Origin of the sequence: Luteibacter sp., assembly GCF_009912395.1 — a bacterium.
Lineage (GTDB): Bacteria > Pseudomonadota > Gammaproteobacteria > Xanthomonadales > Rhodanobacteraceae > Luteibacter.
On sequence record NZ_WNDO01000012.1, the window covers coordinates 111,083 to 126,820 of the forward strand.

Sequence of the window (15,738 nt, forward strand, 5' to 3'; positions counted from 1 at the left end):
CCAGCACGGGTTTTTGTTCGGGGGAAGCGATTAATGAACCGCACACTCAAGCTGTCCATCATGCTGGCGCTGGCTACCGGCGGTGGTCACGTATTGGCGCAGAACCTCGGGCCCGCGCAATTGCGCTCGACCATGGAGCAGCCGCTGGTCGCCGAGATTCCGTTGACCGGCGTTTCCGGCAACACCGACGACATCCACGTCGCGCTGGCCTCCGAAGAAGCCTTCTCCCGCGCCGGTCTCAATCGCGACGGCCTGCCCGTGGCCTTGAGCTTCACGGTGGCCAAGAACGCCTCAGGACAGCCGGTCGTCCGCGTCACCAGCAGCGCGCCGGTGCGCGATACCTACCTGGATTTCCTGGTCGAGGTGAATAGCGGCGGCAACAAGGTGGTCCGTGAGGTCACCATGCTGCTCGACCCGCCGGGCACCACGCCGGGCAGCTCCCCCGCCACGCCGACCGCTAGCGTCGCCCCCGGTCCGCGGCCCTCGCGCACGTCCGAGGTGCCGTCGCGCGTGCCGGATCGTGCTCAGGCGCAGCCGAAGCGCGCCGAGGCTCCGCAACGTACGGAAGCCGTCGCGACGCCGAAGCCCCGCGCAGCCGCACCGAAGGCGCCGACCGCCGCGAGTGAGGCAGGGGATCGGATCGGTCCGGTGCAGCGTGGACAAACCCTGTCGTCCATCGCGCGCGATCACGCCAGCGGCTCCGATTTCAACCAGATGATGGTGGCCTTGCAGAAGGCCAACCCGGACGCGTTCTATCGCGACAACATCAATGCGCTGAAAACCGGCGCGGTGTTGCGCATGCCGTCCCCCGACGACATGAAGGCCCAGTCGGCGGCTGCCGCGCTGGCCGAAGTGCGTCGCCAGAACGATGCCTGGCGCGCGGGCACGGCGCGCGCGCCGGCGGTGGTTGCCGACGGCGCCGCCACCGGTGCGGCACAGGGCAAGGGTAAGCCTGCGTCCTCCAACGATCGCCTGGCCCTGGTGCCGGCGAAAGAGGGCGGCGACGCCGCGTCCACGCGTGCTGGCACAAAGGGTGGCACCGGCGACGCGCAGGTCGCGGGCCTCAAGCAGGACCTGGCCTCGTCCCAGGAAACCGTCGCCTCGCTGCGCCAGCAGGGCGAGGAGTTGAAATCCCGCGTGGCCGATCTCGAGGCGATCAAGGGCAAGAACGACCGCCTGATCAGCCTGAAGGACGCCGAGATCGCCGAACTCCAGCGCAAGCTGGCCGAATCGAACAAGGCTGGCGGTCAGCCGTCGCCAGCAACGCCGACCACTCCGGCGCCTGCGGCCACCCCGGCCGCGGTGGCCAGCGCCTCGACCGCCGGTAAGCCTGCCGCGTCGACCGTGCCGCCGGCTCTGGCCGCCACGGTCGCCACGGCTCCGGTGAAGGAGTCCGCCCCGGCTTCCGCTCCGGCAGCGACGCCGGTCGCCGTCAAACCGGCCTCTCCGGCCAAGCCGACGCCGCCCGCCGCGCCGACTCCGGTGGAAGAAGATCCCTGGTTCATGCAGCCCTGGGCCTGGGGTGGCGGTGGCGTTGCCGTGCTGCTGCTTCTGCTGGCAGCCGTGTTCGGTCGCCGCAAGAAGGCGGAAGCACCTGCCGCGGCGGCCACCGGTTTCGCCGGCAGCTCCCTGGCGGATCGCTTCGGTGATGAGCCGGGCATCGACAGCCTCGACGGCATCGATCCGGACCAGCGCGAGATCCTCGACGCGTTGGCCGAGCATCCGGACGATATCGGCCTGCATCTCGAGCTGGTAAACCTCTACTACGGTCGTCGTGACGTCGAGCACTTCGAGGGCGCGGCGGAAGCTATGTACGCCCACGTTTCCGACCCCGAGCAGCACGAGTGGCAGGACGTGGTCGCCATGGGCAAGGAGCTGGCGCCCACGCATCCGCTGTTCGGCGGCCAGCCGGTCGACGAGATCGACGATCCGTACGATCGCGACACCTACAGCGCATCGACGCCGACCCATCCGGACGAACTGGCCGCGCTGGAAGAATTCGACCTCGGCAACTACGTCACCGGCCCCGACGAGGGTGAGGCGCCGCCGCCGCAGAAGCACAGCGAGTACCACTTCAATTTCGACCTGTCGCCCGTACAGCGCGCCGAGGCGGAACATCGCCCGCACGCGCCGGAGGTGTTCGACGTGGATGCCCCGGAATCGCCGTACGCCGAACCGAGTGCCGAGCCGCACGTGCCGGCCGATACGAGCTTTGGCGAACTCCTGGCCGAAGAAACCCATCGCGACGACGCACGCCCGACCTGGTCCTTCGACGAGGAAGAGCTGCCCGCGACGCCAACCCATCACGATGAGCCGCTCCTGGCCAGCAGCGATTCGGTGAGCCTGGGTGAGCCGACCTTCGACGAGCCGAAGTTCGACGAACCGTCGTTCCACGAATCGCATGTGCCGGAGACCTTCAGCGACGATCCGGTCGACACCAAGCTCGACCTGGCTCGCGCCTACCTCGATATGGGCGACGCCGAAGGGGCTCGCCTGATGCTTGAGGAAGTGCTCGCCGAGGGCTCGCAGATGCAGAAGGACACAGCCCGGCAGATCCTCGGCGACATCGTCTGATTTCCCGAGCCCGTCCACGAAAAACCCCGCGAAACGCGGGGTTTTTCGTTTTTAGCGGTAGCCAGAGGGGCAGGGCGCGCGCACGGATGATGACCTGGGCACTACTCATTGCGAACGGTTCGCATTATCGTATGCGTTATCCAATCGCTCCCCAGGGACACCATCCATGCACACCCTGCCAGCACGGCGCCATCTTGGCGTCGCCTTGGCCCTCGCGCTTTGCGCCGGCCACGCCCACGCCGAAGACGACCAGGACAAGAGCCGCACGCTCGACGCCGTCGTGGTGAAAGGCACCGTCCTCGGCGCGTCGCGCAGCGAAGACGTGCAGCATTACGCGGGCAGCCGCCAGGTGATCGCGCGCGAAACGCTCGACACCGGTGCGAACCGTTCGCTCGACGACGCCTTGCAGCGTGTCCCGGGCGTCAAGATCTTCGACGAGACCGGCACCGGTGCGTTGCCGCAGATCGCGCTGCGCGGCCTGTACGAGAGCCGCAGCGGTCGCGTCCAGGCCTTACTCGACGGCATTCCGCTGTCGCTGGCGCCGTACGGGCAGACCAGCCTTTCGCTGTTCCCCGTCACGCTGAACCAGATCGACCGTATCGATATCGTCCGCGGCGGCGCGGCCGTGCAGTACGGCCCCAACAACGTCGGCGGCGTGATCAACCTCGTCAGTAAGCCGATCCCCGAGCGCTGGACCTCCATCCTGGGCGAACGCATCACGGCCTACGGTCGCGGCCAGATGCTGAAGGACACCTCGTTTTCCACCGGTGGCTACCTCAGCCCGAACTTCGGCCTCCAGGTGGATGCCGACTGGCAGAAGGGCGAGTACTTCCGCGAGCACAGTGGCACCAACGTGAAGAACGTCCGCCTGCGCAGCGAGTGGTGGCTGGGCGACGACAAGGTCATCAAGGCCGACGTGCAGCGCTACGTGGCCCACATGGAGCTGGCCGGGGCGCTCTCCGTGCCCGATTACCTGCGCGATCCGCGCCAGGCCACGCGCCCGCTGGACCGCTTCAAGGGCACGACGACCCGCGCGTCGTTCACCTACGAGCAGGACCTGGGTAACTGGTGGATCTTCGATAGCTCGCAGTTCACCTGGACCAACTTCAGTGCCGACAGCGAGCGTAACTTCATCGTGGGCATGCGCCGTTCGTCGGCGGAAACCTGGCGCGACGACCTGCTGCCGCAGTTGCTGCAGAGCGCGCCGCGTGGGTTCAAGGTGTATGGCACCCAGCCGCAATTCAACCTGCACATCGACAGCGGCGGCGTGACCCAGCAATGGACCGTCGGTGCCCGCGCCGTCCGTGAGGACATCGATTTCGTCGTCGGCAACACCGGCCTGGATAACGGCGTCTACACGCTCGTTCGCGACTGGGGTTTCAAGGACCGGGCCTGGGCGGCGTACATCAGCAATGCCATCGGCTTCATGGACGACCGTTTCACCGTGACGCCCGGCGTGCGTTACGAGCACCTCGACGCAACCTATCGCAACCGCGCCAACGGCGTGTCGTTCGAAAACAACGTGCGCAACTGGTTGCCGGGCCTCACCCTCGGCTTCAAGGCCTCGGACAAGTGGTACGTATACGCCGATGCCCAGCGCTCGCTTCGCGCGCCGCAGGTCACGCAGATCGTCTTCGGCGACAACCTCGATTCCGAACTGGCTTGGAACTACGAGCTGGGTGCGCGCTTCACGCCGACCTCGCGCACGATGATCCACGCGGACGTCTATCGCATCGACTTCGACAAGCAGATCCAGCTCGACAACACCACGCGTACCTACGGCAACATCGGCAAGACGATCCACCAGGGTCTCGAAGCCGACATCGAGTGGTCGCCGGAAGCACTTGATGGCCTGAAGCTCAACCTGGGCTACGCCTATCTCGATGCTGCGCAGAAGTCGGGCCAATTCGACGGCAAGCGCGTGCCCTACACCTCGCGCAACCAGGTGACCCTGGGCGCCTCGTACACCGCGGGACCCACGGTTTATGCCCTGTCGGGCTACTACTTCAGCAAGTCCTACAGCGACACGGCCAACACCAAGGCCGAAAACGCCATCGCTTCCATCGGACAGTTGCCGTCGTATGCGGTGTGGAACGCCCAGGTCACGCACACCTTCGCCACCTGGGGCACTTCGTCGCTGAAGGGCTCGCTGGCGCTAAATAATATGTTCGACAAGAAGTACTGGTTCCGCGGCATCGACACCAGCCCCTGGGGCCGCCAACCCGCCCCCAGCCGCAGTGTCACCCTGGGCGCAGAACTCACTTTCTAACCCCACTCCCTGTAGGAGCGCGCCTGAGCGCGACCGGTCACCGCGAAACCCGGTCGCGCGCAGCAGCTGCGAAGATGCACAACAGGAAAAGGCACGCTTTAGCAGGATCGCCTGCGGACGTCACCACTACTCACCCTCGGGCCCCTTCTTTGTCGGCCATGGCTGGCCTTCCGCTTGCCCCAATCCCTTGATGGCAGTGAGCGCTCCAGCACTTCGGAACGAACCGTACCCGGTCACATCCAGTGGTTCTGCAATATATCGTCCTTCAAGGTAGACATAATGACCCTCGTACGGCTTGAGAGCCTTGGCCACGTCCTCGGATATCGCGCCCATGACGAGGATTCCGGCCGAAGCATCGCGCATTTCGTAAGCGTCTCGGGACGCGAACAACATGGGGCGCACGCCGCCTACATAGAAGCCCCTCACAAACACGGGCTTTCGATCAAATAGTTCGCTTCGCGCGATCAGTGTGGTGAACGCGACGGGGCATATCTCACCCCCACCCGAGCCCCTTTTGAAGCACGCATCTGCAGGGCTGCTTGCGATGGAGGCGGCAGAACAAAGCGCGCAGATCCAGAAGGCAAGTAGTCTCATCTGGCCTCTCCTCGAATGGTTGTGATGCCATCCCCAAGCTGTCGTTGTCCGTGCCTGTCTACATCCGATTTAAATGACCGGTAATCCCACCCGTAAATAGTCCCATTGGGTAGGGATACGTAACCGTTGATTCCATTGTTGAAGTAGCGCACGAGGTCTCCGTGACCGTAATCACCACTTCTGACTGCAGCACTCTGTAGCGGAAGGGCTACGGCCGTTCTTCCGGAGAAACTATTGTTATCCGGGTGAGTGTGGATCTCCCCCTGCTTTCTATCGGGATCCAGCACGTTACGCAACATGAGTATGTCGATCGTGTTGCGGTCGCCGGTGCTGTACGAATTCGACGAAGAGTAGCCCGTACCATTTCTGAATAGAATGTCCGCGCCAATCTCGACCTTGAGCCTGTTTGTTATGGGTTGAACTACATCGGACCAAGCAATCGACAGTGCGCCTGCGGATCCATAGGATGAACCAAGGACGCCGGCGGATATCAGGGCTTTGTCCGCGAGCTTGCTGGCCCGCAGTCCTTGAGTGAACCTTTCGCCGTCTCCAGGGCCGATGTTTTCGCAGCGGTAAATTTCGCAGTTGATCTGCTCGCCGCTCATTCCCTCTGCATAGAGGCCTGTGTAATCAGCGAGAGTCGCAGGGCTGTTTGCGGCGTACGTGAAACGATTAAAAGTGAATCCCCGCCCCGCGGCAAGATCGAGAGGGTCGGGACTTAAGAATCTTCCCATAGAGGGGTCGTAGTAGCGAGCCTGCATGTAAACGTAATCCGATTCCGCATCAGTTACGTGACCAACAAATCCCGCTTGATTCGCCCGAGAGTCCATGGCTTCACGGCCAAATGGTGTGTATTCAGCTTTGGATCGAAGATTTCCATTTGCATCAGTAGTTGCAAGCACATTTCCTTGAGGGTCAGTGTAGTAATAAGTGACCTCTTCGGTAGCTAATGCTGGCTGAGTGGCTACCAGTGCTAATAAATAGGCCGATAGAAAACTTGCACGTCTTTGGATGTCCAATTCCAGCCCCCTGTTGATGACTCCTCGTTGATCACGATAAAGGACGTCACGAGTGATGGGCAAGAGTGCCCGTGGCGAGGGGGCGGGCAAAAAAAAGACACTAGCCACAGGGCTAGTGTCTTTTTTTTGGGTGTTGCGGGGCTCAGCTCTCGTCCCGCCACCGCCTGAACCAGATGGCCCCCGCGATCATCGCGATCCCTGCGATGGCACCGATCCACAGCGAGGGCTGGGCAAGGGTGCTGTAGTGGTAGGCGAGGTTGACCTTGTCGAGCGCCGCAGCTGGATTGCTGGTGTCGAGGCCGGCGAGGGACGAGGCCTCGGTCAACCAGCCGCCGGGAATCAGTCCGCCAAGCAGGCGACCCGCCACGTAGTGCCAGTAGTTGCTGGAGATGCCGTGCACGCCACCCATCAGGCCCATCCAGGCGATGACCGCGCCGGTGCCCAGGGGTAGGGCGATGGCCCAGAGGAACGGCTTGCTGCGGGCCCAGGCAGAGCAGAGCATCAGCCAGCCGACGGTAGGCAGGGCCCAGATCGCATACAGCGGGATCAGCAGCACGAGGTTGACGATGACCTTGAGCGGGTGGGCCTGCATCAGCAGCGGCCAGATGGAGATGCCGTGGTACGTGCCGACCATGGCGAACATGATCGCCAGCATGAGGCCGGTGACGACACCTACAACCACCGCGACCGCTGGCGCCACAAGGATCGCGCTGGCGACCTTGGACAGCACCGTGTCGGTATCTGACAGCGGCAGCGACTTCCAGAACAGGATGCTGCGATCGCGCCGGTCGTCGTACAGGGCGCCCAGGCAGTAGAAGAACACCACGATGGCGGTGACGATCAGCACCAGGTAGGTCATGCCGTAGAGCAGGCCATCGATGACCGCGCCGGCCTGGACCAGGTCCGCGTCTTCATAGGCACGGGAGAAGTTACTGTGGAAGTTGCCCATGGCGGTATGGGCCTCGCCCACCGCGATGAGCATCGCATTGAGCACAAAGGCGATGGCGCCCGCCACGATCGGCGCGGTGATGAAGCCGCCCTTGTGCTCCCAGAATTCGCGCTTGACCAGCCAGTAGAAGGTTTTCATGCGTAGGTGCCCTTCATGGTGGCGACGAAGAGGTCGCCGATCGATGGGCGTCGTACCTCGCCCAGGCGTTCCAGCTCGGGCCGGCTGACGTTGTCGAACAGGAAGATGCTCTTGCCGAACACTTGGCGCTCGTCCAGCGGTTTCAGCTCGCGGGCGGCGGCGGCCATGTCAGCGCTGACCAGCACCTCGGCGAAGCGTTCGCCCACGGCCTCCATGTCGGCGTCGAGCACGATCTTGCCATCGCGGATGAACATCAGGTCGGTGAGGATATGTTCGATCTCCTCGACCTGGTGGGTGGTGACCAGGATCGTCTTGTCCTCGTCGAAGTAGTCTTCCAGGAGCGTCTGGTAAAACTGCTTGCGATAGAGGATATCGAGGCCGAGCGTCGGCTCGTCCAGCACCAGCAGTTTCGCGTCGATGGACATCACCAAGGCCAGGTGCAACTGCACGATCATGCCCTTGGAGAGCTGCTTCACGCGCTGCTTCGGCTGCAGCTTGGTTCGCGCCAGGAAGCTTTCGCACTTGGCCCGGTCGAAACGGGGATGGGTGTTGGCGACAAAGTCGATCGCTTCGCCCACGCGCAGCCAGCGGGGCAGGACGGCCACGTCGGCGATGAAACAGACCTGCTCCATCAGTCGGTCGCGATCCTTGCGCGGGTCGAGTCCCAGGACGTCCAGGTGGCCGTCGAACGTAGTGAGACCGAGGATGGCCTTCAGTGCCGTGGTCTTGCCGGCGCCGTTCGGACCGATCAGGCCCACGATGCGCCCGGCGCCGATCTGGAACGACGCGCCGTCCAGCGCCAGTTGCGACTTGTAGCGCTTGGTCAGGCCATTGGCGGTGACGACCGCGGTCATGACGCGTCCTCCGCGGGGCCATCGGCCTCCCGCATAAGGGTTTTCAGGTCGAGGCCCATGCGCTGGAGGCGGGCGTACAGCGCCGGCCATTCTTCGCGCAGGAAGCGCTCCCTCTCACTCTTGAGCAGCGCGTCGCGCGCTCCATCGATCACGAACATGCCAAGACCCCTCCGTTTCTCAACCAATTGTTCGTCGACCAGCTCCTGGTACGCCTTGGACACGGTGAGGGGGTTGATCTGGAAATCCCCCGCGACCTGGCGGACCGACGGCAGCGGATCGCCTTCGTTCAAGGCGCCATCCAGGATCATCGCCACGACGCGTTCGCGTAGCTGGCGGTAGATCGGGATGCTGTCGTTCCAGGTGATGGACATGTAGTTCAATCCTTCGCCGAGTGGCGCAGTGCGTTCCCAAACGAATAGTAAGGCATGCTCAGCTGGGCACCGATGATGGCGGCGGCACGATCTTCGGCGCTGCGCTTGATGGCGTCGGCGGCCGAGCCGAGGGACGCCTCGGTGGCGAGCATGGCCTGTCGTACATCGGCGTCCGTCGGGCGGACAGTCAGCGACGGCAGGTCGACAACCCGGACGCCGTTGATGAAATGCGGTTCGGCGGACATGAGGGCCGCGCGGTCATCGAAGGAGCGCAGGGCGAACACGCTGGTCCCGGCGATCAGGATGGACGCGGTAAGGGCGATGAAGTTCGGCGCTTTCATGGTTCTACGACTCCGATGACGTTCGGACGACTGTCCGGTTTAGAGAGCTGCGACGGTGTCGGCGTTGGCGTAGACGACAACCGGGGCCAGGTCGGTGACGTGGGTGCCGTTGATCTCGGTCAGCGGGGCGGTCTTGGTCGACGTGCTGCTGAACATGGCGAGCGAGGCGGCGGCGATGGCGAAAGAGGCGGCCAGGGCGAGGTAGTTGGGGCGGTTCATGGCGTTCATGGTGCTTTCTCCTCTAGTGATCTGGGTGACCGGTGTTGTAGTGAACTATAACACCAGATTTGAGGCCGTCAATCGAAATTTCGTGAATTTCCATATGACTTATGGCCTAGGCCCGGGCGGGGTGTGCTGGTGAGGTAGCGCTCCGGGCAGGCATGAGATGCACCGATTCCGGAAAGGGTTTACATGCTGCTTTTGTAGGAGCGCGCTTGCGCGCGACCGGTACGGGTAGAAGCGTCCCGGCGATCCCGGGTTGCGCGCAAGCGCGCTCCTACAAAAGCGAACGACCGGCTCCTTGCGGGGCCGGCCGTCGCTGGACTACCTGTGCTTCGCCTTACAGTTCGGCGCGGAACTCCACGCCGATGATGCGCGGGTCGTTCACGAAGGCCGTGCGGTTGTTGAAGTCGATGCCGCCGGTGATCACCTTCTTGTTGGTGATGTTGCGGCCATAAAGTGCGACCTCGCGCTTGCCGAAGTCCCAGTTGTAGCCCACGCGCACGCCGCCTTCGAGGAAGGGCTTGCTGCGGAACTCGGCCGAGTCATACAGGAAGAAGTTCACTTCGCTGCGGTAGTTCCAGTCGGTGTAGACGAAGAACTCGCCGCTCTCGCCGTACGGGATGCCGTAGCGGGCGGTCTAGGTACCGATCCACTTCGGTGCGTTCGGCAGCGGGTTGCCGTTGATGAGGGCGTTACCCGAAGCGTTGAGCGGATCGAACACGGTGCAGCCGCCACCGCACGGAGCCACCGCGAGGTTGCGGTCCTTCAGCTCGGTGTGGTTGTAGCTGCCGCCGGCGGTCATGTAGAAGTTGGGCGTCAGGTAGGCTTCGAGGTCGAACTCGGCACCGTAGCCTTCGGTCTTCTTCGCGTTGATCAGCTGCGTGACGTTGGTGGCACCACCCACAGCGGTGAGCTGCTGGTTGTGCATGTTGTACTTGTAGATGTCGGCGTTGAAACGCAGCTTGTTGTCTTCGGAGGTCGACTTGAAGCCGATCTCGTACGAGGTGATCGTCTCCGGCTTCGCCGTGGAGATGCTGTTGGCGAAGTTGATGCGGCCCTGCACGCTGGGCGCGCGGAAGCCGTTGGCGATGCGGGCATAGACGTTGGCGTTGGGCGAGAACTGCCAGGTGGCCGTCAGATCGCCGCTCCAGCGCGAGTCGGTCGGGTCGGAAGCGAGCGGACCCACCGGGCCGGTGAAGCCGAGGAATCGCTGCGCCTTGAAGTCACGCTTGTCGTGCGACCAGCGGGCGCCGGCGCGCACGTCGAAGGTGTCGGTGAAGTTGTAGTCGGCCGAACCGAACACCGCCCAGGCCTTGGTGCGCTGGCTCTGATTCACCCAACCGTTGAGGACGTGGTTGTTGAGCGTGTCGTACGAGTAGTTCGCGATCGCGATGTCCTCGTCGAAATAGTACGTACCCACCTGCCACTTCAGGCGCTCGGCGGTGTCGTTCGATAGGCGGAATTCCTGCGTGATCTGGCGATCCTTGGGCAGGGCGTCGGCGGTCTCGGAATAGAACGGGGTGACGTAGCGATTGCCGAGGCCGGCCTTCGCGGGCGTCTCGGAGGCGTCGTAGCCGCCGTCCACGTCGCCCAGGCTGTACGTGGTGGCGCGCTCCAGGCCCGTGATGGACGCGAAGTTGAGGTCGCCGAAGTGCCAGTTCAGGTGCAGGTTGCTGCCCCAGGTGAACAGGTGCTGCTTGTTGCGGCCGTCCTGCGCGACCTTATCGCGATCGAAGCCCGGCACGAACTGGTCGCTGCCGAGCGTGATGGCGTTGGCGCGGTTGACCATCGCGCTGCCGTCGAGCCAGCGGGCATGCACGTTGATCAGGGCGTCGAAGTCTTCCGACGCCTTGTACAGCGCCTGTAGGCGCACGGCGCGATCGTTGTAGCCGCCGAGCGAATCCTTGCGGCCATTGTATTCGTTGTCGATCCACCCGTCGCGATGCTGGGCGATGGCCGACACGCGACCGGCCCAGTTGGAGCTGAGCTTGCCGCCCAGTGCCGCCTCGGCGTTAGCCGTGCCGTACGAGCCGTAGGACACGCGGGCATAGCCCTCGGTTTCCTGCGTGGGCTTGCGCGATTCGAACTTGATCACGCCGGCGGGGGAGTTGCGGCCGAACAGCGTGCCCTGCGGGCCGCGAAGCACTTCCACCTGCTCGAGGTCGAACAGCGGGAAGCCCTTGAGGATCGGGTTTTCCTGAACGATGTCGTCGTAGACCATCGAAACGGGCTGCGAGGCGTTGAGGTCGAAGTCGCTGTTGCCCAGGCCGCGGATGTAGAAGCGGGGGAACTCACGGCCGTACGAGGTTTCGGCGTAGACGCTCGGGGCGCGCGAGGCAAGCTGGAGCACGCCGTCGCCGGCCTGCCCGAAGGCCTCGAGCTTCTCGCTCGTCACCACGGTCATCGAGATGGGCACCTTCTGAAGATCTTCGGTGCGCTTTTCGGCCGTCACGGTGACGGTCTGCAGCGTGGCCGTCTTGGCCGGGGCGCTGGAGGGCTGCGCGGTGGACGTGGCGTCCTGGGCGATGGCAGCGCCAGCGGACAGGGCCGTGGCGATGGACAGGGCAATGACGAGACGTCGCGGCGAGCGCGAGCTTGCGAGGGACATGGTTTTGGGTTCCGCCTGGGGGGTGCAGCCTGGGTGAGAGTGCCTCGCCAAATCGCGGTCGAGCCGATCCCCTGGCGAGGGCGCGTCTGCCGCACATTATCCCTGTGACAGGGTGATGACGAAAGTGCTGCATTGCGCAAACCTTTGATCGGAATCGTCATAAGCCCTGTCATGTCACTGCAACGGGTGGCCGATAACGTGCCCGCCCGTTGGTGGATTTTCGTCAATGTGGTGCCAATGACGACGTGATCACCGACGTTTGAGTATTTTCTCATGCATATCGGAGCGAGCGTCGTATGAAGCGATTTCCCCTGGCCGCCGCCTTTTGGACCATGTGCGGCACCGCCGCGGCCGAAGGCGAGCCGCAGGCTGCGATCGAGTTGTATGTGGACACGACCACCCGGCAGATCTTCGCGGAGCCCGGTCCCGGTCGGCAGCGCCTGGGGCGCTTCGTGCAGGCGAGCGACACACCCGCTCCGGCAGTCGTGACGACGGCGCAGCCTGCCGTGTCCACGCAGCAGGTCGCCGTCGCGCCGCCGAGTGCGGTTTCGACATCGAAGGGCAAGGCCTGGTACGAAAAGCTCTCGATCCGTGGTTACGTCCAGATGCGCTACAACCAGGAAATCGGTGGCGGTGCAAAGGACTTGCGTTCCCCTGGCGATCGCTTCATTGGCCGGGAGCAGGGGTTCGGCGTGCGCCGTGCGCGCGTGGTCATCAGTGGTGACGTCAGCGACCGCATGTCGATTTACCTCCAGCCCGATCTTGCGAGCACCCCGTCGGGTTCGACCACGACGCATTTCGCACAATTGCGTGACGCATATGCCGATCTCTGGCTGGATGCCGACAAGGAGTGGCGCGTGCGTGCGGGCCAGTCGAAGATTCCGTTCGGCTGGGAAGACCTGCAGTCGAGCCAGAACCGTATCGCGCTGGATCGCGCCGATGCGCTCAACTCCGCCGTGCGCGACGAGCGCGACCTTGGCCTGTTCCTTTACTGGTCGCCGAAGGAGATCAAGGAGCGTTTCGCCTACCTGCAGAAATCGGGCCTGAAGGGCTCGGGCGACTACGGCATGTTCGGCGTGGGCGTCTACAACGGGCAGGGCGCGAACCGTCCGGACCGTAACGACCAGTTGCACACCGTGGTGCACTTCTCCTATCCGTTCAAGTTCGCCAACGGGCAGTACCTGGAAGTGGGTGCCGACGCGTACAGCGGTCGCTACAAGGTGTCCACGGCATCGGTGAGCGTCGATGGCCGCACGTTCACGCCAACGGTGGACGCGCCGCTAGCCGGTTCCACCGACCGTCGCGTCGCCGCGCACGTGGTGTATTACCCGCAGCCGTTCGGTTTTCAGGCGGAATGGACGGTGGGCAAGGGCCCCGAGCTTGATATCGCGCAGCGCAGGGTCCGCACGCGCTCGCTACGCGGCGGCTACGCGCAGGTGATGTACAAGTTCGACACCGCGCACGGCGGGTTCATTCCGTACGCGAAGTGGCAGACCTATCGGGGCGGCGCCAAGTTCGACACCAACGCGCCGCGCATGTCGGTGGACGAGCTGGAGGCCGGCGTGGAGTGGCAGCCGTCCAGCGCGGTGGAGCTGGCAGTGGCCTTCGCCAACATGCGCCGCACCGACGTCGGCGCGGCGCCATATCGCAAGATCGACGGCAAGCTGCTGCGGATGCAATTGCAGGTGAATTACTGACGGGCAAGGGAATGCTCGTCGTTCCTGTGAAAACAGGAACCCAGCGCCTCGGTTTGTCAGCACCGCGAGGGCGTCGCATCGGCTTTTGCGTAGGAAGCCGCGAGGCGATAACCGATTACCTCGCGCTGGGTTCCAGCGTTCGCTGGAACGACGGATCGCCAGCCTCGTCGGTCCTGTGAAAACAGGAACCTAGCGCCGAGCGTTCGGTTATCGCGTCGGGGTGGCCTACGAAAAAGCCACCCCGGCGCACTCAACCTATTACTTCTTCTTTTTCTGCGACCCCTTCGCCGCATCGGCGAGCGACTTCTCGCGCGCGGCCTTGAACTCGCTGCCGTCCTTCCATGCCGGCCACACGTCGCTATCCGCGAGCTTCTCGCCAAGCTTGTAGAAGGCGACCACGTTCTGCGTCACGCCGGTGAAATCCCAGCGCAGGTCGTATACGTCGGTGACCTGGTGGTAGTGGTTCTTGACGTAGTCTTCCGCCGCCGCCTCGCCGGCCGCCTTGCCGCCGTTCACCATGTCGCTGCCGCCATTGGCGGCCAGTGCCGGGACACCGGCCTTGGCGAAGTTGAAGTGGTCGGAGCGGAAGTAGTGGCCTTTCTCAGGGGTGGGGTCGGCGCTGACGACGCGGCCGTCGGCCTTGAGCACGTCGGCGAACATGTCTTCCAGGTCGTTCTGACCCTGACCAACCACTTCCATGTCCTTGGTCGGTCCAGTGACGGGCAGGGCATCCATGTTGATGTCGGCCACCGTCTTCGCCAGCGGGAAGGGCGGGTGGGCGACGTAGTACTTCGAACCCAGAAGGCCCGATTCTTCCATGGTCACCGCGGCAAAGACGACGCTGCGCTTCGGCTTGTCCTGCGCGAACTTGCCGGCGATCTCCAGCAGCGCGGCGATACCGGTGCCGTTGTCGATCGCACCGTTGTAGATCTGGTGGCCCTTCAGCGACGGATCGTGGCCGAGGTGGTCCCAATGCGCGGTGTACACGATCGCCTCATCGGGCTTGTCCGTGCCCTTGACCATGCCGATCACGTTGTTGCTGAGCGAATGGGTGATGTTGCTGTGCAGGGCGATGTTCGCCTTGGCGTCGAGTGGCACGGCCTTGAAGCCGCGCACGTCGGCCTGCTTGGCTAGCTCGTCGAAGTTCTTGCCCGCCTTGGCGAACAGGCGCTGCGCGGCCTCGTGCGTGAGCCAGCCGGCTACCGGCAGACGCGGCGACGGGTCCTCGCTTTCCGGCAGGTCGAGGCGCGGCGTGCTCCAGCCGCTCTTGACCACGTTCCAGCCATACGCGGCCGGCTCGGTCTGGTGCACGATGAAGACGGCGGCGGCGCCCTTGCGGGCGGCTTCCTCGTACTTGTAGGTCCAGCGACCGTAGTAGGTCATCTCGCGACCCTTGAACAGCTTGGGGTCGCTGCCGTTCCAACCTGGATCGTTGACCAGCACCACCAGGGTCTTGCCCTTGACGTCGATACCGTCGAAATCGTTCCACTGGGCTTCCGGCGCGTCGACGCCGTAGCCCACGAAGACGATGTCCGAATCCTTCAGCGCCACATCGGCCTTGGCCTGCAGGGTGCCCACGACCATGTCGGTGCCGAAGGCGAAGGATTCCGTACCGCCGCCTTCGGCCACGTCGAGCTTCAGGGTGTCCTGGCCGGTCAGTTCGGTAGAGACGGCGGGCACGGTCTGCACCCACTCACCCTTGTTGCCGGGCTCCAGGCCCATGCGCTTGAACTGCTCGATGAGGTAGTTGGTGGTCAGGCGCTCGCCGAGCGTGCCCGGCTTGCGGCCGTCGTACTCGTCCGATGAGATCACTCTCAGGTGGGCGGCGAAGTCGTCGGCCGTGATCTCGGGGCTGAACGTGTGTTGCTCGTTGGCCACGGCCGGCAGCGGGGGCGGCGGCGAGGTGGCGGCCGGCGCCGGGCCCGGGGGCGCGGCCTTGGCGGTCTTGTCGTCGTCGTGGGACTGGCAGGCTGCCAGGGTCAGGGCGGCGAGGCAGGCGAGTGCAAGGCGTCGCATCGGTGGGGCGTTCCCTTTGGTCGGGTGGGCATTCGAGTGTAGCGGCTGGCGCCGCCCTGTCACCCGTCCTCAAGCCGGGCGATAAT

Annotated in this window: 11 protein-coding genes and 1 pseudogene; 3 read left to right on the top strand and 9 right to left on the bottom strand. The window is 64.2% G+C overall.

What is annotated here, in order from left to right:
• Positions 1-33 precede the first annotated feature (33 nt).
• Complete coding sequence (locus tag GAK28_RS12610) at positions 34-2,574, top strand: FimV/HubP family polar landmark protein (RefSeq protein ID WP_291779422.1); 2,541 nt, start codon at positions 34-36, stop codon at positions 2,572-2,574.
• A 166-nt stretch (positions 2,575-2,740) separates the two neighbouring features.
• Positions 2,741-4,843, top strand: coding sequence for a TonB-dependent siderophore receptor (locus GAK28_RS12615; RefSeq protein ID WP_291779425.1), 2,103 nt, complete (start codon positions 2,741-2,743; stop codon positions 4,841-4,843).
• Between the two features lie 126 nt (positions 4,844-4,969).
• Here GAK28_RS12615 and GAK28_RS12620 read toward each other — a convergent pair whose 3' ends face one another.
• The 8 genes and pseudogenes from GAK28_RS12620 to GAK28_RS12655 form a co-directional block, all read right to left on the bottom strand.
• Positions 4,970-5,437 (bottom strand): hypothetical protein, encoded by a 468-nt coding sequence (locus tag GAK28_RS12620; RefSeq protein WP_291779429.1) that lies wholly within the window; start codon positions 5,435-5,437, stop codon positions 4,970-4,972.
• Positions 5,434-6,519: an RHS repeat-associated core domain-containing protein gene (locus tag GAK28_RS12625; protein WP_291779432.1), complete on the bottom strand. Its 1,086-nt coding sequence runs from the start codon at positions 6,517-6,519 to the stop codon at positions 5,434-5,436. The genes GAK28_RS12620 and GAK28_RS12625 overlap by 4 nt, the downstream gene beginning before the upstream one ends.
• 79 nt (positions 6,520-6,598) lie before the next feature.
• A complete protein-coding gene (locus GAK28_RS12630; protein WP_291779434.1) occupies positions 6,599-7,543 on the bottom strand; it encodes a hypothetical protein in 945 nt (314 codons plus the stop codon).
• Positions 7,540-8,397 carry an ABC transporter ATP-binding protein gene (locus GAK28_RS12635; RefSeq protein ID WP_291779438.1) on the bottom strand — a complete coding sequence of 286 codons (858 nt, stop codon included), beginning with the start codon at positions 8,395-8,397 and terminating at the stop codon, positions 7,540-7,542. The genes GAK28_RS12630 and GAK28_RS12635 overlap by 4 nt, the downstream gene beginning before the upstream one ends.
• Positions 8,394-8,768, bottom strand: a complete 375-nt coding sequence (locus GAK28_RS12640) for a GntR family transcriptional regulator (protein ID WP_291779440.1) — start codon at positions 8,766-8,768, stop codon at positions 8,394-8,396. Before GAK28_RS12640 ends, GAK28_RS12635 begins: the two co-directional genes overlap by 4 nt.
• A 5-nt stretch (positions 8,769-8,773) precedes the next feature.
• Entirely contained in the window at positions 8,774-9,109 is a 336-nt protein-coding gene (locus GAK28_RS12645) for a hypothetical protein (RefSeq protein ID WP_291779443.1), read from the bottom strand.
• Between the two features lie 39 nt (positions 9,110-9,148).
• A complete protein-coding gene (locus GAK28_RS12650) occupies positions 9,149-9,337 on the bottom strand; it encodes a hypothetical protein (protein WP_291779447.1) in 189 nt (62 codons plus the stop codon).
• Positions 9,338-9,668: 331 nt separating this feature from the next.
• Positions 9,669-11,939 (bottom strand): annotated as a pseudogene (locus tag GAK28_RS12655) (TonB-dependent receptor).
• A gap of 332 nt (positions 11,940-12,271) precedes the next feature.
• Here GAK28_RS12655 and GAK28_RS12660 point away from each other — a divergent pair.
• On the top strand, positions 12,272-13,636 hold the full coding sequence (locus GAK28_RS12660; RefSeq protein WP_291779519.1) for a porin: 1,365 nt from the start codon (positions 12,272-12,274) through the stop codon (positions 13,634-13,636).
• 258 nt (positions 13,637-13,894) lie between these two features.
• Here GAK28_RS12660 and GAK28_RS12665 read toward each other — a convergent pair whose 3' ends face one another.
• On the bottom strand, positions 13,895-15,652 hold the full coding sequence (locus tag GAK28_RS12665; protein ID WP_291779450.1) for a M28 family metallopeptidase: 1,758 nt from the start codon (positions 15,650-15,652) through the stop codon (positions 13,895-13,897).
• Positions 15,653-15,738 lie beyond the last annotated feature (86 nt).